Genomic DNA, 24,781 nt, shown 5'->3' on the forward strand with positions numbered 1-24,781 from the left:
GAAAGATGCGATGCATTCAACCGGTGCCCTCACAGCCATGACGAAGCCAGTCGAAACAACTCCGAAGTTCTGGGACGTGGTCTTTTCACTGAAGACTTTCGCTGCAGCCATGCTTGCGCTGTGGATCGGCCTGATGGCCAATTTGCCCAATCCTTACTGGTCCATTGCGGCTGTCTATATTGTTGCGCATCCGCTCTCAGGTGCGACGACATCAAAGGGTTTTTACCGTCTGATCGGTACGATTATCGGCGGAGCAGTGACCATTCTGTTCGTGCCGCATCTGGTCAATTCTCCTGAAATACTGACGCTGGCGATCGGTCTTTGGATGGGCCTCTGCCTTGCGATCAGCCTGCTCGATGGTACGCCGCGCAGTTATTTGTTCATGCTGGCTGGCTATACGGTGGCTATCGCGAGTTTTGCCGTTGTTTCCGTGCCTGAAACGACTTTCGACTATGCCGTGGGTCGTGTGGAAGAGATCGCAATCGGGATCATTTGCGCTGCTGTCGTCAATCGACTTGTTTTTCCACGTCACAGCGGCCCGGTGCTCGTCAGTCGTATCGATAATTGGCTGCGTGACGGTTCAAAGCTGGCGCTGGCAAGCATGCGGGGGGAAGGTGCTACACCTGAATTTCTTCGGGATCGCCAGCGTCTTGCAGCCGATGCGCTCGAGCTGCGCAATCTGACGACGCATGTTGCCTATGACACTTCATCAATCAGAAATGTCGGAACGCAGCTTCACGTTTTGCAGCAGCGTATGGTGGCTGTTCTTCCGATCATATCAAGCTTGCACGATGTGCTGGCTATGAAGCCTGGTGAAAATGAAAAGTCCTGGCATCCAGCGGTGCAGAAACTGTTGGACGAGGCCTGTGACTGGATCGAGAGCGGCGAAAACCTGACAGAGGAACGCCGTGCTGTTTTCTTGCAGTTGATCGACGAAATCGACCGGCATGGGAAGGATGCGACAAGTTGGGGTGAATTGCTGCCGTTCAATGTGGCTGCGCGCGTTCGCGATCTGGTGCAGATATGGAGCGATTGCATCACACTGCGTCAGGACATTGTTTCCGGTTCCCGACATTCGCTGCGCTGGCGTCGCTACGACGCACATTTGAAGGCCCGCCCTATGCATCGGGACTACGGCATGGCCTTCCTGTCTGGCTTTTCCGCCTTTCTGGCAACTTGTGTAGCGACTGCATTCTGGATTGCGAGCGGCTGGTCTCAAGGCAGTGCTGCAGCCATGATGGCCGGTATTTTCTGCTGCATCTTCGCAACCATGGATGATCCGGTGCCGGTCATGCGCAAGTTCAACTGGCTGCTTTTGATTGTCATCGTTGCCGCCTTCATTTTTGAGTTTGCGTTGCTGCCACTTGTGGATGGGTTCTTCCCGCTGGTTCTGGTGCTGGGACTGTTCCTCATCCCGGCAGGCTTGCTGCTTGCCATTCCTTCGCAATTTTTGCTCGGCATGGTGCTCTGCGTGAACTTGCCGAACATGCTCATGCTGCAGGGCCATCTGACCCACGATTTTGTCAGTTTTGCCAATGCCAATCTGGCCACCGTAGTGGGGATCGTAATCGCTGCCGTAGTGACTTCAATTGTCCGGTCCGTCGGTGCTGAATGGAGCGTGCGCCGCCTGATCAAGGCGGGTTGGAACGATATTGCACTTGCTGCTGAACGGCGCCCCGGACGTCATCGTCGCCAGCGCATGAATCGCCTTTTGCTCCGGATGATCGACCGTATCGGCATGATGACCCCGCGTCTCGCGCTGGTCCCGGCGGCAGATGTCGCGAAGGTCGATCTGTTGCGCGATCTGCGAAACGGCATGAACACGATCGATCTCCAGCAATACCGCTCCAAACTGCCCGAAAACTGTCGGCCAGCTGTCGATGAAGTGCTGGATGGTGTTGGCGCGCATTACCGAGCCTTGGCCAACAAGCCACAGGAGGCAGGTGAAATCGACAGAAACCTGCTCGCCTCCATTGATGCGGCAATCACTACCATTATCGAGAGCGGATCGCCAGCAATAGCCAAACGTACGCGAATGGCGCTGGTCGCCCTTCGCTTCAATCTGTTTCCGAAAGCGCCACCTTTTGCCTTGCCGCCGCGTCCACTCATGGAACTCCCGCAAGCAGCCTAAGACAACGATGTGATTTGTGATGCAACCTGAACTCGATATCTACGGAATTTACATTCCGACCCTCGGCGTGCTGGCGCTTGGCGCTTATTTTGCAAATACGGTCATGCAACGCCTTTTGGCGCGGGCACGCCTTTATCGTTTCGTCTGGCATCGGCCTTTGTTCGATGCTGCGATGTATTTTTGTATTCTCGGTGTTGCCGCCGTCATTCTCAATGGAATACCGCTATGAAAAAGCTCTTTGCACATTCAGGTCGTGTCTTTGTAACCGTCGTCATGGTCACGATGGCAGGGCTCTTCGGTTGGCATTTGTGGGATTACTACATGAACGCGCCATGGACACGCGATGGCAAAATTCGTGCCGATGTCGTGCGTGTTGCGCCGGATGTCTCGGGCCTTGTTGGCGAAGTGCTCGTCCACGACAATGCGACTGTTCATCAGGGCGACGTTATCTTTCGCATCGATCAGGCCCGTTACAAGCTCGCCCTGCAAACAACGGAAGCAAAGGTTGATAGCAGCAAGGCGGCACTTGATATGGCAAACCGCGATCTGGTCCGCTATCGCCAGCTTAACGACACGACCGTGACACGCCAGAAACTGGAGCAGATTGAAACGACGGCCCAGCAAGCGGAAGCTTCCTATCGGCAGGCGCAACTGGATCGCGATCTTGCAGCACTCAATCTCGATAGATCGTCGGTAAAAGCGCCCGTCAACGGTGTGATTACCAACTTCTCGCTTCAGCCGGGTGATTACGTCTCCGCAGGCTCAGCAGTGACTGCCTTGGTGGATACGGACTCGTTCTACGTTTCTGGCTATTTTGAAGAGAACAAACTCGAGCGTATCCAGATTGGTGACCCGGTAGTGGTCGATATCATGGGCAGCAAAGTGCAACTCAAAGGAAAGGTTGAAGGCATCGCTGGAGGTATTGAAGATCGTGAGCGTAGCGATTCTTCCAGCTTGCTTGCGAATGTTTCGCCGACCTTCAACTGGGTGCGTCTGGCACAACGTGTGCCAGTGCGTGTGAAACTTGAAGAGGTGCCGGACAGTGTCCATCTCGTTGCTGGCCGAACAGTCAGCGTTTCGGTGGTGAACTGATTTAAAAGCCCGGCTGTCGTCCGGGCTTTTTCCATGTTAGCAAAGACAAAAGCGGTTGGGGATTTCTCATGGGTGTGCTGGTTGTCCAGAACTACGATGGGTCCGGATTGGGACAGATCGAGCCAATACTGGTGAATGCTGGGCATTCGATTGATCTGCGTCATCCCTACAACGGCGATTCATTACCCTCCGATGACAATGGCTATCAAGCCTTGATCGTTCTTGGCGGCGAGCAGAATGCGCTTGCCGACGCCGAATGTCCTTACTTCCCCCATTTGCTCGAGCTTATACGCCGGTTTGGCGATCATGATAAGGCCGTTCTCGGCATTTGTCTGGGCAGCCAGCTCGTGGCTCGTGCTTATGGTGGGGAGAATATTCTGGATCGCCCGATGGAGTTCGGCTGGCAAGAAATTCGGCTTACCGAGGAGGGTAAAAGCGATCCGGTCTTGTCTGCCGCGGGTGACATCTTTCCAATCTTTCATTGGCATCGCGATACGTTTTCGCTTCCGAAGCAAGCTTTGCATATGGCGATAAGCGATATGACACCTCATCAGGCTTATCGCATTGGACGTGCAGTCTATGGCACGCAATTCCATTTCGAGGCGAACACGCAGCTTGTGGCCGAGTGGAATGACCAGCTAAGCGAACTGATCGCGGGTTTCGCGCCGGATTGGGCGTTACAATATCCAGAGCTTGCAAAGAAGTTCGGAGCACAGGCGGATGCCGCAGGTGCTGCATTAGCCAAGGCGTGGGTAAACCAAATCTAGAGGCCTCGTAACTGCGTCTTAACCTTAAGTCGAAGTATCGCGTTGCCGCTTTGCCACAGCGTTCAACCAATTCGGTTTTTCAAGAGAAAAGCGGTGGCTTGGCTGGAACCGTTCAGTTGCGGGTAACTTTTTTCGGGTGTAACTGAACGCCGTCTCCCCGGGCAGCAACCGAATGAGCAAGGCTGATCGCCATGCTCTCAAGTGGCGGCTCGTCTACCGAACTTTATCCGGCCACCGTCGAAAGAGTTTCCGAATATGACCGCCAAGCATGCCGCTCTTCTCACCGTCCTGATGGTTTCCGCGATTGTATTCATGGCGGTCGGCATATTTACCGTCGATGCGGGCAACAACGCGATGTCTACTGACGGTTATGGCATTTCCAGCGCTCATTGAGCGTACTAGCTCGTTGCAATAAAACGCTTTTCAGAGCCGTTGATCACGATGGCTGAAAGCTGCCCACTTCTCCATGCATATGTATCGAGATTGACCCTGTTCGGTTGAATATCGATAGCGCTTTGCGGTGTATGCCCGTGGATGATGACCTTTTCGAAGGGCTCAGTCCATTTGAGGAAAGCTGTGCGAATCCAGATCAATTCTTCCGGGTCTTGTGCATCCAGCGGCACAGCAGGGTTTATGCCTGCATGACAGAAGAAGAATTCGCCAAAAGCGACTGAGCGCGGCATGGCGCGAATGAAGTCGATATGGGTTTGGGGAACGGCCTTGACGAGCGCGGCATGACCTAGGCGCGCTGAATCTGCATCAGTAAAATCAACTTCCACATTGTAGGAGCGGGCGGTATCAATGCCACCGTGGAGTGCGAATATCCCGGCAACGTCTCCCGTTGCTAGATAGGTAAGAAAACCGTCGTCGTGATTGCCCAACAGCGAAATGACGCGCTTATCCCGACGTGACACATCAATCAGAAAATCCAGCACTTCTTTCGAGCGCGGACCACGATCGATATAATCACCAAGATGAATGATACGCCAGTCGTGAGCGGGGCGGTGGTCAAGGTCGGCACGGATCAGCCCGTGCATATCCTGCAACAAGTCGAGACGGCCATGTACGTCGCCGATGGCATAAAGGCGGATACCGTCGGGTCCTTTGGCATCTTTGAAAACTACGCCGTTCATTCGCTGTCATTTTCCTTCGTGTCCTTGCCTGACTTCGCACCCGCCCGCTGCCGATAGCGCAGGCGCGAGACACGTTCGCGTTCTTCGTGAAGCTCGCGATCATGCGTGGCCTGTTCCACGAAACGAATGTGTTTTCGCACCGCTTCGCGTGCCGCTTGCGGATTACCGGCCATGACGGCATCGTAAATGGCGCGGTGCTGCGAAAGAAACATGTCGGCGACGCCAGGATAGCTGTAAATTAGGCTGCGATTGTAAAAAACGCCATCCTTCAGAAGTTGATAGCAAGACCGCAGGGTGTGCAGCAGAACGATGTTGTGTGCTGCTTCACCAATGGCATTGTGCAATTCCACATCGAGGCGTGCCTCCGTGTCGAAGTCGCTGACGCCATGAGCCTTTTCCATGGCCTCCATGATCTCGGTCAAAAGCGCTTTGTCAGCTGGTGTAGCTCGAAGTGCTGCATATTCTGCGGCAATGCTTTCGATTTCCCGGCGATATTCGAGATAGTCTGCGGTCGCCTTGCGATGATCGGCAAAAAGCTTGACCACAGGGGCGCTGAATACCTGTCCGATCACGTCTGCAACGAATGTGCCTCCACCATGACGAGAGATGAGGAGTTCGGCAGTCTCAAGCCTTTTTAGAGCATCGCGCAATATCGGGCGAGATATATCGAACTGGCGCGCCAGTTCACGCTCGCCGGGAAGCCGGTCGCCACCGCGCAGAACGCCTTCGAGAATGAGCGTTTCGATCTGATGCACAACGTCGTCTGCCGTGCGGCTTGCCTGTATGCGTGAAAAAATTGTTTCGGCCATGCCGTCTGAAGCCCTCTCCATAACGGCGGCAAATTAGCCTTTAGGTCGATGTCCGGCAACGGAATATATTGAAAAGGAAAGTCCGATCGATGATGCGACCGGGCTTTCGGAATACATGATCAAAAAATGATCAGGCTTTTTTGCGCTTGCGTGTCGCGACGAGTACGAAAAGACCTGCGACAAAGCCGTACATAGCCCATTTAAACGGGAGTGCGTCAGCGGTTTCGCTGCGGATCGGAAGTACGGTCACAGTGCCGGGGCGGCTTTCTACGCCCGATTTGCCTTCGGCTTTAGCTTGTTCGATCTGTTGTGGAGAAACGACCCACTCGGCGCCACGTGATTTGTCATAGAACATGAAACCACAGCCGACGATAACGGCGACGATGATCGCTAGAATAAAACGTAAAGGTGTGTTCATCATTTTTCCCAGAAAATCAGGACAATGGGAGAAAATCATCCGATTCGCTTGAATAACGGATTGCGGGATATTTAAGCCTTTTAGAATCAAAAGCTTAGTTAGCTTTATATGCTGGCACACTAATATAGCGCGCGCGACTTATTAACCGACGAACGAAAGCCAGTCTATTTCTTTGCTACTTCGTGCGGAGATGCGCCGCTTTCCCAGTAAGGAACAGGGCCATAAAGATCTGCCAGATAGTCGATGAACAGTCTGACCTTTGCCGGGAGGAACTGTTTCGATGGATAGACGGCATGAATTGCAACGTTGCGAGACGCGGCATAGTCGGGCAGAACTTGTACCAACTTGCCTGCTGCAAGTTCCGGGCCGATATCCCAGGTCGAGCGTTGCGCTATGCCGAGGCCTGCCAGGACTGCCTCGCGTACCATTTCGCTGGAATTGGTTTGCAGTGGCCCCACTGGGCGAATGACGATGGGGCCTTTGGGGCCTTCCAGTCGCCAGGGGTCGTTGTTGTGAGGTGCCAGACAGATATGGTCCTGCAAGTCCTCAATCGTCTGTGGTGTACCCCGTTCCGCGATATAGCCGGGTGAAGCGACGAGAATACGACGCACGGGTGCGAGACGGCGTGCGACGAGGGTTGAATCGGAAAGTTCGGCGATCCGAATGGCAAGATCGTATCCATCGCCTACAATGTCGACCATCTCGTCGGTGAGCTGCATATTGACGGTAAGGTCTGCGTTGGCGCGCATGAACGGCACGAGATAGGGCGCAATGTGCATGCGACCGAAAGTCGTAGGGGCTGAAATTTTCAATGTACCGCGCGCATCGGCAGAACGGCGGGCAACAAAGGCTTCCGCTTCTTCGATGTTGGAGAGAATGGCCAGAACCCGCTCATGATAACCCTGACCGGCCTCAGTCAACGCGATCTGGCGTGTCGTTCGTTGAAGCAGTCGGGTTCCGAGGCGCTCTTCCAGCCGTCCCAGACGTTTTGAGACGACCGCTGGCGAGAGGCCCAGATCGCGAGCGGCTGCTGACATGCTGCCCGTTGCCACGACGCGGGCAAAGATTTCCATATCCGCCAGACTGCTCATCATGTTCTGCTATCCCACTCATTGCCGTGCTTTGCTAAAGCTTTGGGTTTAAAGCATCTAGCCGAGCGCTAGGAAACTAGGCAAGCAATTATGCCGCAGTGTGAAAACTGTTTAGCCGCTGACTAAAGTGGTAAAAATGATTTACCACTTGACGAGAATGGTGCGGAGTGCACTTTGACCACATAAGTGGTGGAGGAGAATATGAGCGGACTCATCATGCCGGAGCCGGACGCGTTCGTCATGCAGCGGCGCGAGCAGATCGTTGCAGACTTGCGCGACATCGTGCCGGGCGAAGGCGTTGTGGATGCTATCAATGCGATGCGCGTGTTCGAGAGCGATGGCCTGACCGCGCACCGTTCGTTGCCGTTGGTCGTTGTGCTGCCAGAAACGGTTGATCAGGTTTCGCAGGTTCTGCGCTATTGTCACGATAACAACGTTCGTGTCGTGCCACGGGGAGCGGGTACATCACTGTCCGGCGGTTCCATGCCGCTGCAGGATGCGGTTTTGCTTGGCATGTCGCGCTTCAATCGCATTCTTGAAATCGATTATCCGAACCGCGTCGCTGTGGTGCAGCCAGGCGTGACCAATCTCGGCATTACCAAGGCTGTTGAACACGAGGGGTTTTATTATGCGCCTGATCCCTCGTCACAGATTGCCTGTTCCATCGGTGGCAACGTCGCGGAAAATGCGGGTGGTGTGCATTGCCTTAAATACGGTCTGACCGCCAATAATGTGCTCGGCATCGAAATGGTGCTTATCACCGGAGAAGTTATCCGGCTTGGCGGTAAGCATCTCGACAGTGAGGGCTACGATCTTCTCGGTCTGATGACCGGCTCAGAAGGACTGCTCGGTGTCGTGACAGAGATTACGGTCCGTATCCTGCAAAAACCGGAAACGGCGCGTGCAGTCATGGTCGGCTTTCCCTCCAGCGAGCAAGCCGGTCAGTGTGTCGCTGACATCATCGGCGCAGGTATCATACCAGGCGGCATGGAGATGATGGACAGGCCAGCCATCAAGGCCGCCGAAGATTTCGTGCGGGTCGGTTATCCGCTCGATGTTGAAGCGCTGCTGATCGTCGAACTGGATGGGCCGCCCGTCGAAGTGGACTATCTGATAGGTCGGGTCGAAGCACTGGCGCTTACAAACGGTTCCACAACCTGCATTCTGTCGCAATCGGAAGAACAGCGTCTGGCTTTCTGGGCAGGCCGGAAGGCGGCATTCCCGGCAGTGGGACGCATCTCGCCGGACTATCTGTGCATGGATGGCACCATTCCGCGCAAAGAGCTGCCGCGTGTTCTGTCCGGGATGCGCGAACTTTCCGAGAAATACGGATTGCGGGTGGCCAATGTGTTCCACGCGGGCGACGGCAACCTGCATCCGCTTATCCTCTATGATGCGAATATTCCTGGCGAACTGGAAGCTGCGGAAGATTTTGGCGCGGACATTTTGCGCCTTTGCGTGAAGGTCGGCGGTGTTCTCACCGGCGAACACGGCGTCGGAATTGAAAAGCGCGATCTGATGCCGGAAATGTTCAACGACATCGATCTTGACCAGCAGATGCGTGTCAAATGTGCTTTCGATGCCAAGCACCTTCTTAACCCCGGTAAGGTTTTTCCGCAATTACGCCGCTGCGCCGAGCTTGGTCGTATGCATGTGCATCGTGGCGAGCTGGCCTTCCCGGATATTCCCCGATTCTGAGTTGTGGTTTGATCATGAGCGATGCAAATATTCTAAAGCCGCAAGATGAGGCTGGTGTTCTGGATGCCGTGCAGGATGCACTGGCCAGTTCCACGCCGCTGGAAATTATCGGCCATGGCTCCAAGCGTGGCATCGGACGCAGGGTTGATGCCGGTCGCGTGCTCGACGTGTCGCGGCTTACGGGCGTGACCTTGTATGAGCCGGACGAACTGGTGCTCTCGGCAAAGGCCGGAACGCCGATGGTCGAGATCGAAAAGCTTCTGGCCGACAACAATCAGTGCTTTCACTTCGAGCCGATGGATTACGGCCCGTTGCTGTCGGGCGAGGGTGGGCGCGGCACGATTGGTGGCGCGCTTGCCGCCAATCTGTCCGGTCCGCGCCGTCTCAAGGCAGGTGCTGCCCGCGATCATGTGCTTGGGGTGCGCGTCGTGTCCGGGCGTGGCGAATTGTTCAAATCTGGTGGTCGCGTGGTCAAGAACGTGACCGGCTATGATTTGTCCAAAGGCATGGCTAATTCCTGGGGCACACTGGGCGTTGCCACCGAGGTGACGTTCAAGGTTCTGCCGAAGCCGGAAACGGCGGCAACGCTTGCCGTGCGCGGTCTGACCGACGAACAGGCGGCGCGCGTCATGGCCATGGCTATGGGATCGCGAGAGGAAGTCGCTTCCGCCGCGCATCTGCCGCCGACTGTTGCCAATCGCTTCCTTGACGGTAAGCTCGGCTGGGATGCGGCGACCGTTCTACGGCTCGAAGGCTTTGCACCTTCGGTCGAGCACCGTAGTCGGCAATTGCAGGCGCTGCTCCGCCAATCCGGCACGGTGGAAGTGTTGAACGGGGGGCAATCGCAGCAGCTCTGGCGTGAAGTGCGCGATGTCCTGCCTTATGCCAATGCAGGCGACAATCGCGCTGTCTGGCGCGTTTCGATGACGCCGATGCAAGGCTGGCAGATGGTGGACGAGTTCCGCCGTCATGCGGGCGTCGATGCCTATTACGACTGGCAGGGTGGGCTGATCTGGATGCGGATGGAAGCGGACCCGGAAGCGCAAACTTTGCGCAAGCTGATTACCAAATATGGCGGTGGCCATGCGACGCTCGTGCGCGCATCGGAACATATTCGCGCAAGCAATGCAGTGTTCGAGCCGCAACCGGCAGCACTTGCAGCGCTTTCTCAGCGGTTGAAGCAACAATTCGATCCCGAAAATATCCTCAATCCGGGGCGTATGCATCCCCGTCAGGCTGGAGCTTGAAGCCATGCAGACCCATTTCAGCCCCGATCAGTTACGCGATCCTGGTGTCAGCGAAGCCGAGAAAATTCTGCGTAAATGCGTGCACTGCGGCTTCTGTACCGCAACATGCCCGACCTATGTGACGCTCGGCAACGAACTCGACAGCCCGCGTGGCCGCATCTACCTCATCAAGGATATGCTGGAAAACGGTCGCCCGGCGGATGAGGAAATCGTTCGCCATGTTGACCGTTGCCTGTCCTGCCTTTCCTGCATGACGACATGTCCTTCCGGGGTCAACTATATGCATTTGGTCGATCATGCACGGGCGCATATCGAAAAAACCTATAAGCGCCCATTTATGAACCGCTTCCTGCGTGGGGTTTTGGCACAGGTGCTGCCCTATCCGGGCCGTTTCCGCGCTGCGCTAAAACTGGCAAAACTTGGAAAGCCGTTTGCGCCGCTCCTGCGCAAAAGCCAATCCCTACGACCGATGGCGGCCATGCTCGACCTAGCGCCGCAAAGTCTGCCAGCGGCTGCCAATATCGAAACAGTTAGTGCTGCCAAAGGTGAGAAGCGTGGTCGCGTGGCGATCCTCAATGGCTGCGCGCAGCCAGTGCTCAATCCGGGCATAAATGCCGCCACCTTGCGGCTTTTGAACCGCTTCGGCATCGAAGTGGTGACACCGAAGGGCGAAGGCTGCTGCGGTTCGCTGGTCCATCATATGGGCCGCGAGGAGCAGGCGCTTGAACAGGCACGGCACAATGTCGATGTCTGGACGCGTGAGATCGAAGCGGGTGGTCTTGATGCCATTATTGTCACTGCATCGGGCTGCGGCACGACCATCAAAGACTACGGCTACATGCTGCGTCTCGATCCATTCTACAAGGACAAGGCAGCACACGTATCAGCGTTGGCCAAGGACATCACCGAATATCTCACCGGCATCGATCTGCCGGAACCCGATGCGCCGCAGACGCTGACAGTCGCCTATCACTCGGCCTGCTCGATGCAGCACGGGCAGAAAATTGTGCGGCAGCCGAAAGACCTGCTGTCAAAAGCGGGCTTCACGGTGAAGGAACCGCTGGAAGGGCATCTGTGCTGCGGATCGGCTGGCACCTATAACATCATGCAGCCGGAGATTGCCGCCAAGCTGCGTGACCGCAAGGTAAAGAACATTGAGGCGACAGGCGCCGATCTGATCGCTACCGGTAATATCGGCTGCATGACCCAGATCGCCACCGGCAGCAAGCTACCCATCGTGCACACGGTGGAACTGATCGACTGGGCCTATGGTGGGCCGAAGCCTCAGGGATTGTCACAAATAGCTGCATAAAAAAACCGGGCAATTGCCCGGTTTTGTCTTCGATGTCTGCTCAGCCAGCCGAAAAGGTACTCGGATTCGGGCCGATCCGGCCGTCTGCCTTGTCCAGTTTCGTAATCGCATCGTGATCGGTTCCGTTGAGACGGAAATCGAAAATATCGAAATTTTCTTTGATACGGGCGGGCGTAACGGACTTGGGAATGACGATATTGCCCGTTTCGATGTGCCAGCGCAGGATGATTTGTGCGACCGACTTGCCATGCTTTTCCGCGATGGCCTTCAGCGTGGCATCCTCCAGAATTTTACCCTGACCAAGTGGGCTCCACGCTTCCGTCGCGATGTCGTGTTTGCTGTGGAACAGACGCAACTCGTCCTGCTGGAACTGTGGGTGCAGCTCAATCTGATTGAGAACCGGCGTTACGCCGCTTTCCGTGATGATGCGTTCGAGATCGGCTGTACGGAAGTTGGATACACCAATGGATTTGGCTCGACCCTCTTCTTTCAATTTGAGAAAAGCGCGCCATGTTTCCATGAAAAGATCTTTCGATGGCATCGGCCAGTGGATGAGATAGAGATCCACATAATCCGTGCCAAGCTTTTTCAAGCTGGCGTCGAATGCTTTCAGCGTCGATTCATAGCCTTGTTCACCGTTCCACAGTTTCGTGGTGAGGTAAATGTCGCCGCGCTCGATTCCGGAACTCTTGATCGCCTTGCCGACGCCTTCTTCATTGCCGTAAATGGCAGCGGTGTCGATGTGACGATATCCTGCTTTCAACGCTTCGCTGACAGCGGCCACTGCTTCGTCATTACCTACTTGCCAGACACCGTAACCGAGCTGCGGAATGTGATTGCCGTCGTTCAGTTTAACCGTCGGTACGGTCATGATTTATCCTTTCCCTCCGAAGCATTCAGCGCAAAGGTGGATCCTTTGATGCGCATGAATGCTATTGACCTGCATGCCGGTTCTTTCTCCAGCACGAACTGCCATTTGGCAGCCATTTTCATATCTCTTTGGACTTTGCCACTGTCAGCATATGGGTGTTCGGGGGAAAAGGAAAAGCCCTTTCAATCATGTTTCCAAGTCTGCAATCATTCTTTCTGTGCAGAAATTTTGATCTTTTCAGATTTATGAAAACAATACGACCGCCTCCGAGAGAAGGCGGTTGTAAATGGCAGAAAAAAGATGGTTCGATTAGCGGACAACCACCTTTGCGCCGACCGGGACACGTTCATAAAGATCGGTGACGTCTTCATTGCGCATGCGAATGCAGCCGGACGACATTGCCTTGCCGATAGTCCAAGGCTGGTTAGTCCCGTGGATACGATAGAGTGTTGAACCGAGATAAAGCGCGCGCGCGCCAAGCGGGTTATTTATCCCCCCTTCCATACGCGCCGGGAGGATACGCCCCTTCTTGCGCTCGCGGGCGATCATTTCCTTCGGCGGTGTCCAGGTTGGCCATTCAGCCTTGCGGCTGATGCGCTGCGAACCCTTCCAGCTGAAACCTTGTTTCCCGACGCCGACGCCATATCGCATCGCTTTACCGCCGGATTGAACGAGATAAAGGAAGCGCTTGCCTGTATCGATGACGATTGTGCCCGGTTTTTCGTTGCCGGAATAGGAAACCGTCTGCGGCAGGTAAGCGGGATCGATCTGGTGCTTTCGTACTGTGGTTGCCGGATTCGCAGCCGGGCGTTGATACGAAACCTGACGATAGCTGGATTTGACTTTCTGCTTCTGTCTGGCGGCAACACGTGGCGCTGGCTGCAAAGATTGCGGTACGGCCTTTATGCGGGCAGGCTGTCCATGCAATTGAGCTACCCATGGCGCGGAAAGATCAGGACTCACACGTACCGGCGGCAGTGTTGCATAGCGGTCATTGGCAAAGGCCATGCCCGTGCTGACGATGGAAACGGCAATCGCCGCAAGCGACCCAATTAAAAGAAGATGCCGTGGTTTCATAATTCAGATCCGTATCTTTGCGCCTGAAAATCTTTGTGACGCAGTTGCCCGTTGCAGCTCCTGACATCTGCTGTCAGGAGAGCGACCCTCATGCTCGTGTGGGGATTGTGTGCCGGAATGGAATCGTAAAGGTAAATTTTGGTCGCGTGTTTTGCCTGACGGCCCTTCCAATTAAAGTTGTGGTTAGTGTCAGGTTGCGCGACATAATTAATTATGGATGAAACTTGAGAGGCGGAACAATGAGCGATGTCGCTGAGGCAAAAACCGGTCTGATCGTTGGCGCCGATGGAATGACGCGTTGCTTCTGGCCGGGCGAGTTACCCGATTATCTTGCTTATCATGACAAGGAATGGGGTGTTCCTGTCTCTGACGATTTCCGGCTTTTCGAAAAAATCTGCCTTGAGGGTTTCCAGTCAGGCCTGTCGTGGCTCACGATCTTGCGCAAGCGTGAGAACTTTCGGGCCGCTTTCGATGGCTTCGATTTCCATCGTGTTGCGCAGTACAATCAAGAAGATGTGGCGCGCCTGCTGGCCGATAAGGGTATCGTGCGCCATCGCGGCAAGATCGAATCCACGATCAACAACGCCAAGCGCGCAATTGAGCTGGTTGCCGAAAAGGGTTCACTTGCGGCCTATTTCTGGTCATTCGAACCGGGCGTAAAAGATCGCCCTACCGTGGTGGACTATCCAACTCTTGTTGCCAATCCGAAGACTGAAACATCAATTCGCATCTCCAAAGATTTGAAGAAGCGCGGCTGGTCATTCGTTGGTCCAACGACTGTATATGCTTTCATGCAAGCAATGGGGCTGGTGAACGACCACATCGAAGGTTGTCACTGTCGGACACACATTGAAAAATTGCGACAGAGTTTCAAACGACCCAGCTAGAGCAACGATTGCTAAGCCGCATCATTTCTGCGAGAAACATCCATCTTTGAGTATGGGAGACGATCATGGATTTGGTGTCGTTGTTGGCATTTGCCGGTATTCTGGTTGTGGCGGCGGGTACGCCGGGGCCGAATGTCGGCGCGCTGGTGGCACGCGTCATCAGCCGCGGCCACAAGGGCGTCTTTCCATTCATGTTCGGTCTGTGGCTTGGTGATGCTATCTGGCTTTCACTCGCAGTCTGGGGACTGGCTGCGCTGGCCAACACATTTCACACTGCGTTTCTCATCCTCAAATATGTGGGCGTAGCCTATCTGATCTATCTTTCGTGGAAGATGTGGATCGCACCGGTAGATGAAGTTGCGGATGAAAATGCCATTCCGCGTCAGGGTGAGGCTGGGAAGCTCTTCCTTAGCGCGCTGGCGATTACACTTGGTAATCCGAAAATCATGGTTTTCTACCTCGCCATTCTGCCGACGGTGGTTGATATCACCCATGTTTCGCTGGTTGGTTGGGCTGAATTGCTGGTGGTCATGTTTACTGTTCTCGCTGCAGTTGATACGGCGTGGGTGGTGCTTGCCGCGCAGGCAAGACGGTTTCTGCGCAGTCCTCGCATGATGCGGATCGCTAACAGAACCAGCGCTGGCATGATGGCAGGCGCGGCCGTCGCCATTGCGACACGCTGAACACGCTTCCTGCACTTGCCGCAACGGACTTGATCGGTTAGGAAACCGGCAACAGAATTGATGCCGGTTCCAATCGGCATGTGTGTATAAATCAGCGATCAGGCAGGAAAAATGGCCGATAAAGCGGACAAGATGAAGGCGCGGTTGCCGCGCGGGTTTGTCGATCGGGTGCCGGATGATTTGCGCGCCGCTGAAAAGATGATGGCGACAATCCGTGAAGTTTACGACCTATATGGCTTCGAGCCGGTGGAAACTCCGCTCGTGGAATATACGGATGCACTCGGCAAGTTTCTGCCGGATCAGGACCGCCCGAACGAAGGCGTGTTCTCGTTTCAGGACGACGATGAACAATGGCTGTCGCTGCGCTACGATCTGACTGCGCCGCTGGCACGTTACGTCGCTGAAAACTACGAGTCGTTGCCAAAGCCTTATCGCAGTTATCGTAATGGTTGGGTGTTCCGCAATGAAAAGCCGGGACCGGGTCGTTTCCGTCAATTCATGCAGTTCGACGCTGACACGGTCGGTGCGCCGAATGTCTCGGCCGATGCCGAAATGTGCATGATGATGGCCGACACGATGGAGCGCCTAGGCATCAGTCGTGGCGATTATGCGATCCGCGTCAATAACCGCAAGGTTCTTGACGGTGTGTTGGATGCTATCGATCTTGAAGGTGAGGGCAATGCTGTCAAGCGCCTCAATGTACTGCGTGCCATCGACAAGCTCGACAAGTTTGGACCTGAAGGCGTTCGCCTTCTGCTCGGCAAGGGCCGTCTTGATGAAAGCGGCGATTTCACCAAGGGCGCTGAACTTACTGATGATGCAATCGAGAAAGTTTTGGCTTTCACTGCGGCGGGCGGGGCGACAGGCGTCGAAACGATCGCCAATCTCCGTGCAGTTGTGGCTGGCAACGCCAAGGGTGAGGAAGGTGTAACCGAACTTGCCGACATGCAGGTGCTGTTCTCGGCGGGTGGCTACGATGGTCGTGTGAAGATTGACCCGTCCGTTGTGCGTGGTCTTGAATATTATACGGGGCCGGTTTTCGAAGCGGAACTGCAATTCGACGTTACCAATGAAGACGGTCAGAAGGTCGTGTTTGGTTCTGTGGGCGGTGGTGGCCGGTATGATGGTCTCGTGTCACGCTTCCGCGGCGAGCCAGTACCAGCGACGGGCATTTCTATTGGTGTTTCGCGCTTGATGACGGCTTTGAAGAACCTCGGCAAACTTGATGTTTCCGATGTTGTCGGCCCGGTAGTGGTTCTGGTTATGGACAGGGATACAGAAAGCCTTGGCCGTTATCAGAAGATGGTCTCCGACCTGCGCCAGGCCGGTATTCGCGCTGAAATGTATGTCGGCGGGTCCGGCATGAAGGCGCAGATGAAATATGCTGATCGTCGTGAAGCGCCTTGCGTCATCATTCAGGGCTCGCAGGAGCGTGAGGCCGGTGAGGTGCAGATCAAGGATCTGGTCGAGGGCAAGCGCCTTTCTGCGGAGATCGAGGACAATGTAACCTGGCGCGAAAGCCGCCCGGCTCAGATCACGGCCAAGGAAAATGGCCTCATCGATGCCGTCCGTGAAATCCTTGCCAGCCAGGCGCGAGATCGCGCAGAACAGTCGAAGTGACGGAAACCATGGCTGGATCGAGCTCGTCTGGTGTTTTCAATTCTCTTCGTGCGACGCTTGGTGCGCGCGAAGCCGAACTTGTCGAAATTCCGCTGATTCAGCCGGCTGATCCATTTCTGGATATGGCGGGCGAGGATTTACGCCGTCGTATTTTTCTCACTGAAAACGAGAACGGCGATAGTTTGTGCTTGCGGCCGGAATTTACCATTCCCGTCTGCCGCAACCACATCGCCCTGAATGCTGCCACGCCGAAGCGCTATGCCTATCTGGGCGAAGTGTTCCGTCAGCATCGTGACGGTGCGGCTGAATTCCTTCAGGCCGGTATCGAAGACTTGGGTGCTTCCGACGAAGCCGCATCGGATGCGCGCTCGATTGCTGATGCGCTTTCCTGTGTTCGCGCGGCGGCTCCTGAAGCAGAGCTTGAGATTGTTCTGGGAGACCAGTCGGTTTTTGCGGGTATGCTGAAGGCGCTGGGCCTGCCACAAGGTTGGCGCAAGAAGCTTCTGCGTTCTTTCGGCGATGCGAATTCCATGGAACAGGTACTTGCTGAACTGACTGGCGCACAACGGCGTGATCCGTTGCCGGAAACGCTTGCCGGGCTGGTGGCAGAGGGCGATGAATCCGGGCTTGCACGCATGCTGGAAGCGGAAATGCTCGAAGCTGGCATTTCGCCCAGTGCAGGACGTTCGCCGGCCGAGATTGCACGCCGGTTGATCGAGAAGGAAGATCTTGCGGTTACGCGCTTTCCTGCATCCGCGCTTGATCTTCTGAAACAGTTTCTTGAAACGCGCGTCTCGCTTGATTCCGCAGCCGTTACCTTGCGGGCATTTGCTTCGGAACACGCCCTTGATCTTGCTGCAGTCTTGCAGAAGTTTGAGGCGCGCAGTGAAGCTATTGTGAATGCGGGCATCGCCACAAAAGATATTATCTACGATGCCTCCTTCGGGCGTCCGCTCGATTACTATACCGGTCTCGTTTATGAAATCCGGGCTCCGGGTGTTGAAAAGGAAGGCGTTCTCGCTGGCGGCGGTCGCTATGACCGGCTTCTGACCATGCTTGGCGCTTCGGAAAACATTCCCGGCGTCGGCTTTTCCATCTGGCTCGACCGACTGCAAATGCTGGCGGGAGAGAAAAAATGAGTGTGACTCTGGCATTGCCGTCCAAAGGGCGCTTGAAGGAACAGACGCTCGCAGTACTAGACAAGGCAGGTTACAAAGTGATCCTGCCGGATGACTCGCGTAATTACCGGGCTCGTGTTGAGGGCGAAACTGATCTCGACATTCTGTTCCTTTCGGCTTCCGAAATCGCCCGTGAACTGGGATACGGCAGTGTTGATCTGGGCGTTACAGGCGAAGATCTTGTTCGCGAAACATTGGCGCATTCGGAAGAACGCGTGGCCATCGAAGCGGAACTGGGGTTCGGTCATGCTGACGTTGTGGTGGCAGTTCCGGAAGTCTGGCGTGATGTGACCAGCATGGCTGACTTGGACGATGTGGCGGCTGATTTCCGCCAGCGTCATGGTCGCCGTCTGCGCATCGCCACCAAATACTGGCGACTGACACAGCAATTCTTTTCGCAGAAGCATGGCATTCAGGTTTACCGCATCGTTGAAAGCTTGGGGGCTACTGAAGGCGCTCCGGCTGCAGGTTCTGCAGACATGATCGTCGATATTACATCGACGGGTTCAACACTGCGGGCTAACCGCCTAAAGGTTCTGGAAGACGGCGTTATTCTGCGCTCGCAGGCTTGCCTTGTTTCAGCGCGCCGCAGTCGCGAGAATGCACGTGTCACAGAAGTTGCGACCCGTATTCGTAAAGGACTGGGCGGGTAGATAACTTCAAGTTTGTCTTTTATGTTGCGAGTTGCCATTTCACAATTGGAACTCGGAACAGTTCAGATGAATAGTGTGCGGAAATTGATTGGACGTTGTACCTGCGAAGCAGTCCGTTTCACAGTGACGGATGAATTCGAATATGCCCTGAACTGCCATTGCTCATTATGTCGTCGTGCCACTGGCAGTGCATTCAAGGCTTTCGGTGGAATAAAAACCCACGCACTCGAAGAGACAAATAGTAAATCGTCGCTCATGCTTGTCGGCAACGAGATCGATCACGATGTGCGATGCGCTTCTTGTGGTTCTTTTCTATATTCCATCGTTCGCGGGGGCGAATATGTTCACGTCAATTATGGTGTGTTGGCTGAGGAGCCAAAGCTGAAGCCGTCTGCTCATATTTTCGTCGGCTCGAAAGCTCCATGGTATGACATTCTGGATGACTTACCTCAATTCGAGGAGAATCCTCCTTTTTAACCATTGGCAGCAAGACGCTGGAAATTAAAAAACCGCGCCATCTGAATAGCGCGGTTTCTTTATGTTGTGTTGCTGATTTCTGATCAGCCGCGCTTGGCGTCAATCGAAAGCGAACCTGCACCATGCAGGGCGAGGATAAAGAGACCACCCGCAATTGCGAGGTTTTTCTGCGCCATCATGGCGTTCATGCCTTGCGAGAAGTCCATGTGGGCAACAAGCGTCGCGCCGATGGTGAACAGACCGACAATGGCTGCCGCGATGCGGGTCTGAAAGCCGACGAGAATTGCGAGGCCGCCGACAAATTCCACCAGACCGACAATGACAGCCGTAACGGTTGGAACCGGAAGGCCGAGACCAGCGAAGTAACCTGCAGTGCCCGAGATGGCGGTCAGCTTGCCGTAGCCGGCAAAAATGAAGAGGATCGAAAGAAAGATGCGGGCGATGAGCGTTACAGCGCCATTGGACTGTGGAGTGATAGAGGACATGCGGGGCTATCTCCTGTTGAACTGAGGCATCAATTAACGACTGCAGACTGTCAAGGAAAGCCGTCTAATCCTCGACAGTTTGTTTACAGTATGAATACCAATTCACTCTGGTGCAATCATTCTCTCTGCCCGCACCAGCCGCTCGTAGTCTTCTGCCGACACCAATCCGCTCGCCAATGCTTCTTCACGTAAGGTCGTTCCATTCTTGTGCGCAGTCTTGGCGATCTTGGCTGCATTGTCATAACCGATCGCCGGAGCCAGCGCGGTCACAAGCATCAGCGAGCGGTCCAGCAGTTCCTTGATACGGTTCAGGTTCGGTTCGATTCCCTCCACACAATGATCGGCAAACGACACCATGGCGTCACTGAGAATGCGGATCGATTGCAGGACGTTATATGCGATTACCGGTTTGAACACGTTAAGCTCGAAGTGACCCTGGCTTGCGGCGACCGTAATTGTGGTCTGGTTGCCAAACACCTGTGTTGTGACCATAGTCAAAGCTTCTGCCTGGGTCGGATTGACCTTGCCCGGCATGATTGAGGAGCCGGGTTCGTTTTCCGGCAGTGACAGTTCACCAAGCCCGGAACGCGGACCCGAACCGAGGAAACGAATGTCATTCGCGATCTTGAAAAGATCCGCCGCCAAAGCATTCAGGCTGCCATGGAAATTGAGGATAGCGCCGTGGCTGGCAAGAGCCTCAAATTTGTTGGGCGCAGTCTTGAAAGGGAGGCCGGTAATTTCGCTCACGGCTTCAGCAAAGCCCGTGTCGAAACCGATTGGCGCGTTCAGGCCCGTGCCGACTGCAGTCCCGCCTTGTGCGAGCAGAAAGACGTCTGCGAGCGATTGCTCGATGCGATGGCGCGCATATTCCAACGCGGCGCGATACCCGGAGAATTCCTGTCCCAGTGTAACCGGCGTTGCATCCTGCGTATGGGTACGACCGATCTTGATGATATCCTTGAAGGACTCTTCCTTGGCCTGGAGCGCCTTGGTCAGATGTTCAACCGCCGGATAAAGCCGATTGACGGCCTCGACTGCCGTGGCAACATGGATTGCCGTTGGGAAGCTATCATTGGACGACTGGCTCATATTCACGTGGTCATTGGGATGGACCGGCTTCTTGGACCCCATTTCACCACCGAGAAGTTCGATAGCCCGGTTTGAAATGACCTCGTTGGCATTCATGTTCGATTGCGTTCCCGAACCAGTCTGCCAGACGACCAGCGGGAAGTGCTCGTCGAGCTTACCCTCGATGACTTCGGACGCCGCCACTGCAATTACCTGGCCGAGAACCGGATCGAGTTTGCCAAGCGCAATATTGGTTTCCGCTGCCGCGCGCTTGACGACACCCAGTGCGTGGACCAACGGAAGCGGCATGCGCTCCCCGCCGATCTTGAAGTTTTGCAACGAGCGTTGCGTCTGAGCGCCCCAGTAGCGGTCTGCAGGAACATCAATCGGTCCGAACGTATCTGTTTCGGTACGCGTAGCGGTCATTTCAGGTCTCCGGGTAATTGGACTCGAAACCGAGCCATCCAAAGCAAATATAGCACCGCCAGGTGCTTGGCGGGCTAATGTTTCTTCGTGAAACTTTTATAACGCAATCATTTGATAAAGCATGACTATAAAAGTCAATTTTTGTTGACCGGCACTTCCACGGTCAAGCGTCGTCCTCTTCGTCACCGTTATCCGTTTCGGAAATCCAGGCGGTCGGTTCGATCTTGCGCTGGGTTTTGCTATCGGTGAACGTCCACCAGCCAGTATCTGTCTCATCCCACTGACCGCCACCGGCCTGCAATTGGGCTAGCGTTCGATACTGTGCAATTGACTCATTGCGCTGGTCATCTTCATCGGTCCAGACGACTGTAATCTTACGGCCGTCTTTCGGAGCTGTGGCGATAGGAAGTTCTTTACGCATATGATCATCCATTACATTGTGACAGCGGATAATCATAGGGCATACAATGCTAGCGGCAAGCCGGAACTCTAACGTTCCGGCTTGCCGTCTTATTCAGACGGCACGCGCCGACTTAAGTGCCTTGCCCCACCAAACCAACTGATCCAGCATGTTTTTGGCTGCTTCTGCCAGATGAGGGAAGTCGTCCAGCTTATTCTCGCCTTTGACGACGGCGAGATAATCAGGGAAAAGTATATGAACGCCGGTCTTGACTGACATAGAAGACATTTCGACTGCAATCATCCGCAGTTGTTCGACAGCGCGAGCACCACCGACGCCACCATAGCCGACAAATCCCATTGGCTTCTGAATCCAGTCACCATAGTCGATGGCGTTTTTCAGAACAGCAGTAGGAGCGTGATTGTATTCAGCCGCAGTCAGGATGTAGGCATCGAACTCGCGCAGCTTGTTTTTCCATTTGTCAGCAGTTTCTGCTTGTGCGGTCGTGGTGGAAGTGTCGCCATAGAAGCCCATCGGATAATCGGCGACATCGAGAATTTCCACGTCCAGTTCCGGGCGTTCTGCTACGAGTTTCGCAATCCACTGAGCAGGGACTGGAGCAAAACGCTGTTCACGTGTACTGCCGACGATGACGGCGACTTTGAGCTTAGACATAGATAGCACCTTTATTTAGAGTGGTAACCGTTAGAAACTGACGCTATATAAGTGACTTACCTAGCGCACAAGGAGGCACTTTTATGAAACCCGGTGACTTCAAGGAAACCAGTGCATGCAGGACCGTTGCGGATATTCTGTCTCGCGTGGGCGATAAATGGACGGTGCTTGTGGTGAGCTATCTCGGTAATCATCCAATGCGTTTCAACGAGTTGCGTCGAAGCGTAGATGGTATTTCTCAGAAAATGCTGACGACGACGTTACGCAATCTGGAGCGAGATGGTTTCGTCACGCGTACGATCTTTCCGACAATTCCGCCCAAGGTCGAATATGAACTGACTGAAATGGGGAGCGATCTCTTGCGGCCTGTGCGCGCATTGGGTGAGTGGGCGATAGCCAATGAAGCAAAGGTAATGATGGCTCGTGCGCGTTATGACGCCTCGATATCAGGAAAGGCGCAGATTGACGCCGCAGAATAGAAGCTGAGTTTTTTGGAAGTGCAAGTGGAAAGACAGGCCGAAGCCTGCCTTTCCTGTTGCCTGAGACAGGACTTCCAAAGTGCGGGGGCAAACAGGAAGTCCATCTCTGTGTCATTCGGGATTGACCATGATTGGTGGTTATGAGTCAATCAGAAGTTTCTAAAATAACGACTTCGGTGCAGCAAAGCGCGAGCAGAGTAAATTTTTCATAAATCACAAACGGTTATGCAACGTAAAAAGAAAGGCGGCCCAAGGCCACCTTTCTCGCATTTTCATCAAAGTAAGCTTGACGGACTTCTTGGAAGTCCATGCCGCCACCCGCACCGCCTTGCGGTGCGAGCTTATTACCTGATGGGCGTGCTTTATAGACTTCTTAGAAGTCCATGCCGCCCATGCCGCCCATGCCGCCAGGCATGCCAGCCGGAGCTGCATCCTTCTTCGGCAGTTCAGCGATCATGGCTTCCGTCGTGATCAGGAGGCCGGCAACCGAAGCAGCATTCTGCAGGGCGGTACGGACAACCTTAACCGGATCGACAACGCCAGCCTTGATCAGGTCGCCGAATTCACCATTGGCAGTGTTGTAGCCGTAGGTTTCAGAGGCATTCTCAAGGATCTTGCCAACGATAACCGAAGCTTCTTCACCGGCATTGGTCGTGATCTGACGAGCTGGAGCCTGCAGAGCGCGACGAACGATGTTGATACCAGCTTCCTGGTCGGCGTTGATGCCCTTGGCGGAGATCTTGGCCGAAGCGCGGAGGAGGGCGGTGCCGCCACCAGCAACGATGCCTTCTTCAACCGCAGCGCGGGTTGCGTTCAGGGCGTCGTCAACGCGGTCCTTCTTTTCCTTCACTTCAACTTCCGTTGCACCGCCGACGCGGATCACGGCAACGCCACCAGCAAGCTTGGCAAGACGTTCCTGAAGCTTTTCACGGTCGTAGTCCGAAGAGGTTTCTTCGATCTGCTGTTTGATCTGGCTAACGCGAGCGTCGATTTCAGCCTTCTGGCCTGCACCGTCAACGATCGTGGTGTTTTCCTTCGAGATCGAAACCTTCTTTGCACGGCCGAGCATGTCGAGCGTAACGGTTTCGAGCTTGATGCCGAGGTCTTCGGAGATAACCTGACCGCCGGTGAGGATCGCGATGTCTTCGAGCATGGCTTTGCGGCGATCGCCGAAGCCAGGAGCCTTGACAGCAGCGATCTTCAGGCCGCCGCGCAGCTTGTTGACGACGAGCGTTGCAAGAGCTTCGCCTTCGACGTCTTCAGCGATGATGACGAGCGGCTTGGAGGTCTGAACGACAGCTTCCAGAACCGGCAGAAGAGCCTGGAGGTTCGAGAGCTTCTTTTCGTGCAGAAGGATGTAGGCGTCTTCGAGGTCAGCAACCATCTTTTCAGGGTTGGTGACGAAGTAAGGCGACAGGTAGCCGCGGTCGAACTGCATGCCTTCGACGACTTCGAGTTCGGTTTCAGCGGTCTTGGCTTCTTCAACCGTGATCACGCCTTCATTGCCGACCTTCTGCATCGCATCAGCAATCATCTTGCCAATTTCGGCTTCGCCGTTAGCGGAGATGGTGCCAACCTGAGCAACTTCTTCCGACGTGTTGATCTTCTTGGCCTTGCCGAGAAGTTCAGCAACAACTTCGGTTACTGCGAGGTCGATACCGCGCTTCAGGTCCATCGGGTTCATGCCGGCAGCAACAGCCTTTGCGCCTTCCTGAACAATTGCCTGACCGAGAACTGTAGCGGTCGTCGTGCCGTCACCGGCAGTGTCGTTGGTCTTCGAAGCCACTTCGCGCAGCATCTGTGCGCCCATGTTTTCGAACTTGTCTTCCAGTTCGATTTCCTTGGCGACCGATACGCCGTCCTTGGTGATGCGCGGAGCGCCAAAGGACTTGTCGATGACAACGTTACGACCCTTCGGGCCGAGCGTTACCTTTACAGCGTCAGCAAGGATATCGACGCCGCGCAGCATCTTTTCGCGCGCAGAGCGACCGAATTTTACGTCTTTTGCAGCCATTTTACTCTCCTGGGAATTGTCCCGGTCAGATTATGGTGAATTGGTTTGTGGTATATGATCGACCCGTATGTAGGCCATATTAGCCGACGA

26 protein-coding genes are annotated in these 24,781 nt (G+C 54.8%); 15 read left to right on the forward strand and 11 right to left on the reverse strand.

Annotation, left to right across the window (positions count from 1 at the left end):
- The first annotated feature begins 37 nt into the window (after positions 1-37).
- From AC1RHM_RS09650 to AC1RHM_RS09670, 5 genes are all read left to right on the forward strand, one after another.
- A complete protein-coding gene (locus AC1RHM_RS09650; RefSeq protein ID WP_010660966.1) occupies positions 38-2,131 on the forward strand; it encodes an FUSC family protein in 2,094 nt (697 codons plus the stop codon).
- A gap of 19 nt (positions 2,132-2,150) precedes the next feature.
- Positions 2,151-2,360 carry a DUF1656 domain-containing protein gene (locus AC1RHM_RS09655; RefSeq protein ID WP_010660967.1) on the forward strand — a complete coding sequence of 70 codons (210 nt, stop codon included), beginning with the start codon at positions 2,151-2,153 and terminating at the stop codon, positions 2,358-2,360.
- A complete protein-coding gene (locus tag AC1RHM_RS09660; protein WP_010660968.1) occupies positions 2,357-3,223 on the forward strand; it encodes an efflux RND transporter periplasmic adaptor subunit in 867 nt (288 codons plus the stop codon). The genes AC1RHM_RS09655 and AC1RHM_RS09660 overlap by 4 nt, the downstream gene beginning before the upstream one ends.
- A 68-nt stretch (positions 3,224-3,291) precedes the next feature.
- The gene (locus tag AC1RHM_RS09665) at positions 3,292-3,990 is read left to right on the forward strand and encodes a type 1 glutamine amidotransferase (RefSeq protein ID WP_010660969.1); all 699 of its coding nucleotides are present in this window, start codon (positions 3,292-3,294) and stop codon (positions 3,988-3,990) included.
- Positions 3,991-4,245: 255 nt separating this feature from the next.
- Complete coding sequence (locus AC1RHM_RS09670) at positions 4,246-4,383, forward strand: hypothetical protein (protein ID WP_010660970.1); 138 nt, start codon at positions 4,246-4,248, stop codon at positions 4,381-4,383.
- Positions 4,384-4,388: 5 nt separating this feature from the next.
- On the opposite strand, the gene AC1RHM_RS09675 is transcribed toward AC1RHM_RS09670, so the two are convergent.
- The 4 genes from AC1RHM_RS09675 to AC1RHM_RS09690 form a co-directional block, all read right to left on the reverse strand.
- Entirely contained in the window at positions 4,389-5,123 is a 735-nt protein-coding gene (locus tag AC1RHM_RS09675; RefSeq protein WP_010660971.1) for a metallophosphoesterase, read from the reverse strand.
- A complete protein-coding gene (locus tag AC1RHM_RS09680; protein ID WP_010660972.1) occupies positions 5,120-5,932 on the reverse strand; it encodes an FCD domain-containing protein in 813 nt (270 codons plus the stop codon). The genes AC1RHM_RS09675 and AC1RHM_RS09680 overlap by 4 nt, the downstream gene beginning before the upstream one ends.
- A 130-nt stretch (positions 5,933-6,062) precedes the next feature.
- Positions 6,063-6,350 carry a hypothetical protein gene (locus tag AC1RHM_RS09685; protein ID WP_010660973.1) on the reverse strand — a complete coding sequence of 96 codons (288 nt, stop codon included), beginning with the start codon at positions 6,348-6,350 and terminating at the stop codon, positions 6,063-6,065.
- Positions 6,351-6,514: 164 nt separating this feature from the next.
- Complete coding sequence (locus AC1RHM_RS09690) at positions 6,515-7,444, reverse strand: LysR family transcriptional regulator (RefSeq protein WP_010660974.1); 930 nt, start codon at positions 7,442-7,444, stop codon at positions 6,515-6,517.
- A 198-nt stretch (positions 7,445-7,642) separates the two neighbouring features.
- Here AC1RHM_RS09690 and AC1RHM_RS09695 point away from each other — a divergent pair, with 198 nt between their 5' ends.
- Genes AC1RHM_RS09695 through glcF form a run of 3 tightly spaced genes read left to right on the forward strand, consistent with a single transcriptional unit; the run spans position 7,643 to position 11,698 of the window.
- Positions 7,643-9,139, forward strand: coding sequence for an FAD-linked oxidase C-terminal domain-containing protein (locus AC1RHM_RS09695; protein WP_010660975.1), 1,497 nt, complete (start codon positions 7,643-7,645; stop codon positions 9,137-9,139).
- Positions 9,140-9,153: 14 nt separating this feature from the next.
- Positions 9,154-10,386: a glycolate oxidase subunit GlcE gene (gene glcE / locus AC1RHM_RS09700; RefSeq protein WP_010660976.1), complete on the forward strand. Its 1,233-nt coding sequence runs from the start codon at positions 9,154-9,156 to the stop codon at positions 10,384-10,386.
- 4 nt (positions 10,387-10,390) lie between these two features.
- Positions 10,391-11,698, forward strand: a complete 1,308-nt coding sequence (glcF, locus tag AC1RHM_RS09705) for a glycolate oxidase subunit GlcF (RefSeq protein ID WP_010660977.1) — start codon at positions 10,391-10,393, stop codon at positions 11,696-11,698.
- 40 nt (positions 11,699-11,738) lie between these two features.
- On the opposite strand, the gene AC1RHM_RS09710 is transcribed toward glcF, so the two are convergent.
- Together AC1RHM_RS09710 and AC1RHM_RS09715 are read right to left on the reverse strand one after the other, a co-directional pair.
- Positions 11,739-12,569 (reverse strand): aldo/keto reductase, encoded by an 831-nt coding sequence (locus AC1RHM_RS09710; RefSeq protein ID WP_010660978.1) that lies wholly within the window; start codon positions 12,567-12,569, stop codon positions 11,739-11,741.
- Between the two features lie 309 nt (positions 12,570-12,878).
- Positions 12,879-13,646 carry a L,D-transpeptidase gene (locus AC1RHM_RS09715; protein WP_010660979.1) on the reverse strand — a complete coding sequence of 256 codons (768 nt, stop codon included), beginning with the start codon at positions 13,644-13,646 and terminating at the stop codon, positions 12,879-12,881.
- Between the two features lie 239 nt (positions 13,647-13,885).
- Between AC1RHM_RS09715 and AC1RHM_RS09720 the strand changes: the two genes are divergently transcribed.
- The 6 genes from AC1RHM_RS09720 to AC1RHM_RS09745 all read left to right on the forward strand — a co-directional run bounded on the left by AC1RHM_RS09720 (position 13,886) and on the right by AC1RHM_RS09745 (position 19,144).
- Positions 13,886-14,533 carry a DNA-3-methyladenine glycosylase I gene (locus AC1RHM_RS09720; protein ID WP_010660980.1) on the forward strand — a complete coding sequence of 216 codons (648 nt, stop codon included), beginning with the start codon at positions 13,886-13,888 and terminating at the stop codon, positions 14,531-14,533.
- 65 nt (positions 14,534-14,598) lie between these two features.
- Entirely contained in the window at positions 14,599-15,216 is a 618-nt protein-coding gene (locus AC1RHM_RS09725; RefSeq protein WP_010660981.1) for a LysE family translocator, read from the forward strand.
- A gap of 111 nt (positions 15,217-15,327) precedes the next feature.
- Positions 15,328-16,836, forward strand: a complete 1,509-nt coding sequence (gene hisS / locus AC1RHM_RS09730; RefSeq protein WP_010660982.1) for a histidine--tRNA ligase — start codon at positions 15,328-15,330, stop codon at positions 16,834-16,836.
- A gap of 8 nt (positions 16,837-16,844) precedes the next feature.
- On the forward strand, positions 16,845-17,975 hold the full coding sequence (locus AC1RHM_RS09735; protein ID WP_010660983.1) for an ATP phosphoribosyltransferase regulatory subunit: 1,131 nt from the start codon (positions 16,845-16,847) through the stop codon (positions 17,973-17,975).
- The gene (hisG, locus tag AC1RHM_RS09740; protein WP_010660984.1) at positions 17,972-18,667 is read left to right on the forward strand and encodes an ATP phosphoribosyltransferase; all 696 of its coding nucleotides are present in this window, start codon (positions 17,972-17,974) and stop codon (positions 18,665-18,667) included. The genes AC1RHM_RS09735 and hisG overlap by 4 nt, the downstream gene beginning before the upstream one ends.
- Before the next feature lie 123 nt (positions 18,668-18,790).
- Positions 18,791-19,144 (forward strand): GFA family protein, encoded by a 354-nt coding sequence (locus tag AC1RHM_RS09745; protein WP_308669810.1) that lies wholly within the window; start codon positions 18,791-18,793, stop codon positions 19,142-19,144.
- Positions 19,145-19,227: 83 nt separating this feature from the next.
- On the opposite strand, the gene AC1RHM_RS09750 is transcribed toward AC1RHM_RS09745, so the two are convergent.
- The 4 genes from AC1RHM_RS09750 to AC1RHM_RS09765 all read right to left on the reverse strand — a co-directional run bounded on the left by AC1RHM_RS09750 (position 19,228) and on the right by AC1RHM_RS09765 (position 22,198).
- Positions 19,228-19,629 carry a DoxX family protein gene (locus AC1RHM_RS09750; protein WP_151612757.1) on the reverse strand — a complete coding sequence of 134 codons (402 nt, stop codon included), beginning with the start codon at positions 19,627-19,629 and terminating at the stop codon, positions 19,228-19,230.
- Positions 19,630-19,731: 102 nt separating this feature from the next.
- Positions 19,732-21,123, reverse strand: coding sequence for a class II fumarate hydratase (gene fumC, locus AC1RHM_RS09755; RefSeq protein WP_010660987.1), 1,392 nt, complete (start codon positions 21,121-21,123; stop codon positions 19,732-19,734).
- A 163-nt stretch (positions 21,124-21,286) separates the two neighbouring features.
- On the reverse strand, positions 21,287-21,544 hold the full coding sequence (locus AC1RHM_RS09760; protein WP_010660988.1) for a hypothetical protein: 258 nt from the start codon (positions 21,542-21,544) through the stop codon (positions 21,287-21,289).
- A gap of 93 nt (positions 21,545-21,637) precedes the next feature.
- Positions 21,638-22,198 (reverse strand): NADPH-dependent FMN reductase, encoded by a 561-nt coding sequence (locus tag AC1RHM_RS09765; RefSeq protein WP_010660989.1) that lies wholly within the window; start codon positions 22,196-22,198, stop codon positions 21,638-21,640.
- Positions 22,199-22,281: 83 nt separating this feature from the next.
- Here AC1RHM_RS09765 and AC1RHM_RS09770 point away from each other — a divergent pair, with 83 nt between their 5' ends.
- Positions 22,282-22,677, forward strand: a complete 396-nt coding sequence (locus AC1RHM_RS09770) for a winged helix-turn-helix transcriptional regulator (protein ID WP_010660990.1) — start codon at positions 22,282-22,284, stop codon at positions 22,675-22,677.
- A gap of 373 nt (positions 22,678-23,050) precedes the next feature.
- On the opposite strand, the gene groL is transcribed toward AC1RHM_RS09770, so the two are convergent.
- Positions 23,051-24,691: a chaperonin GroEL gene (groL, locus tag AC1RHM_RS09775; RefSeq protein ID WP_010660991.1), complete on the reverse strand. Its 1,641-nt coding sequence runs from the start codon at positions 24,689-24,691 to the stop codon at positions 23,051-23,053.
- Positions 24,692-24,781: the final 90 nt, after the last annotated feature.

It is taken from the genome of Brucella sp. GW823-FHT04E01, from assembly GCF_058796175.1.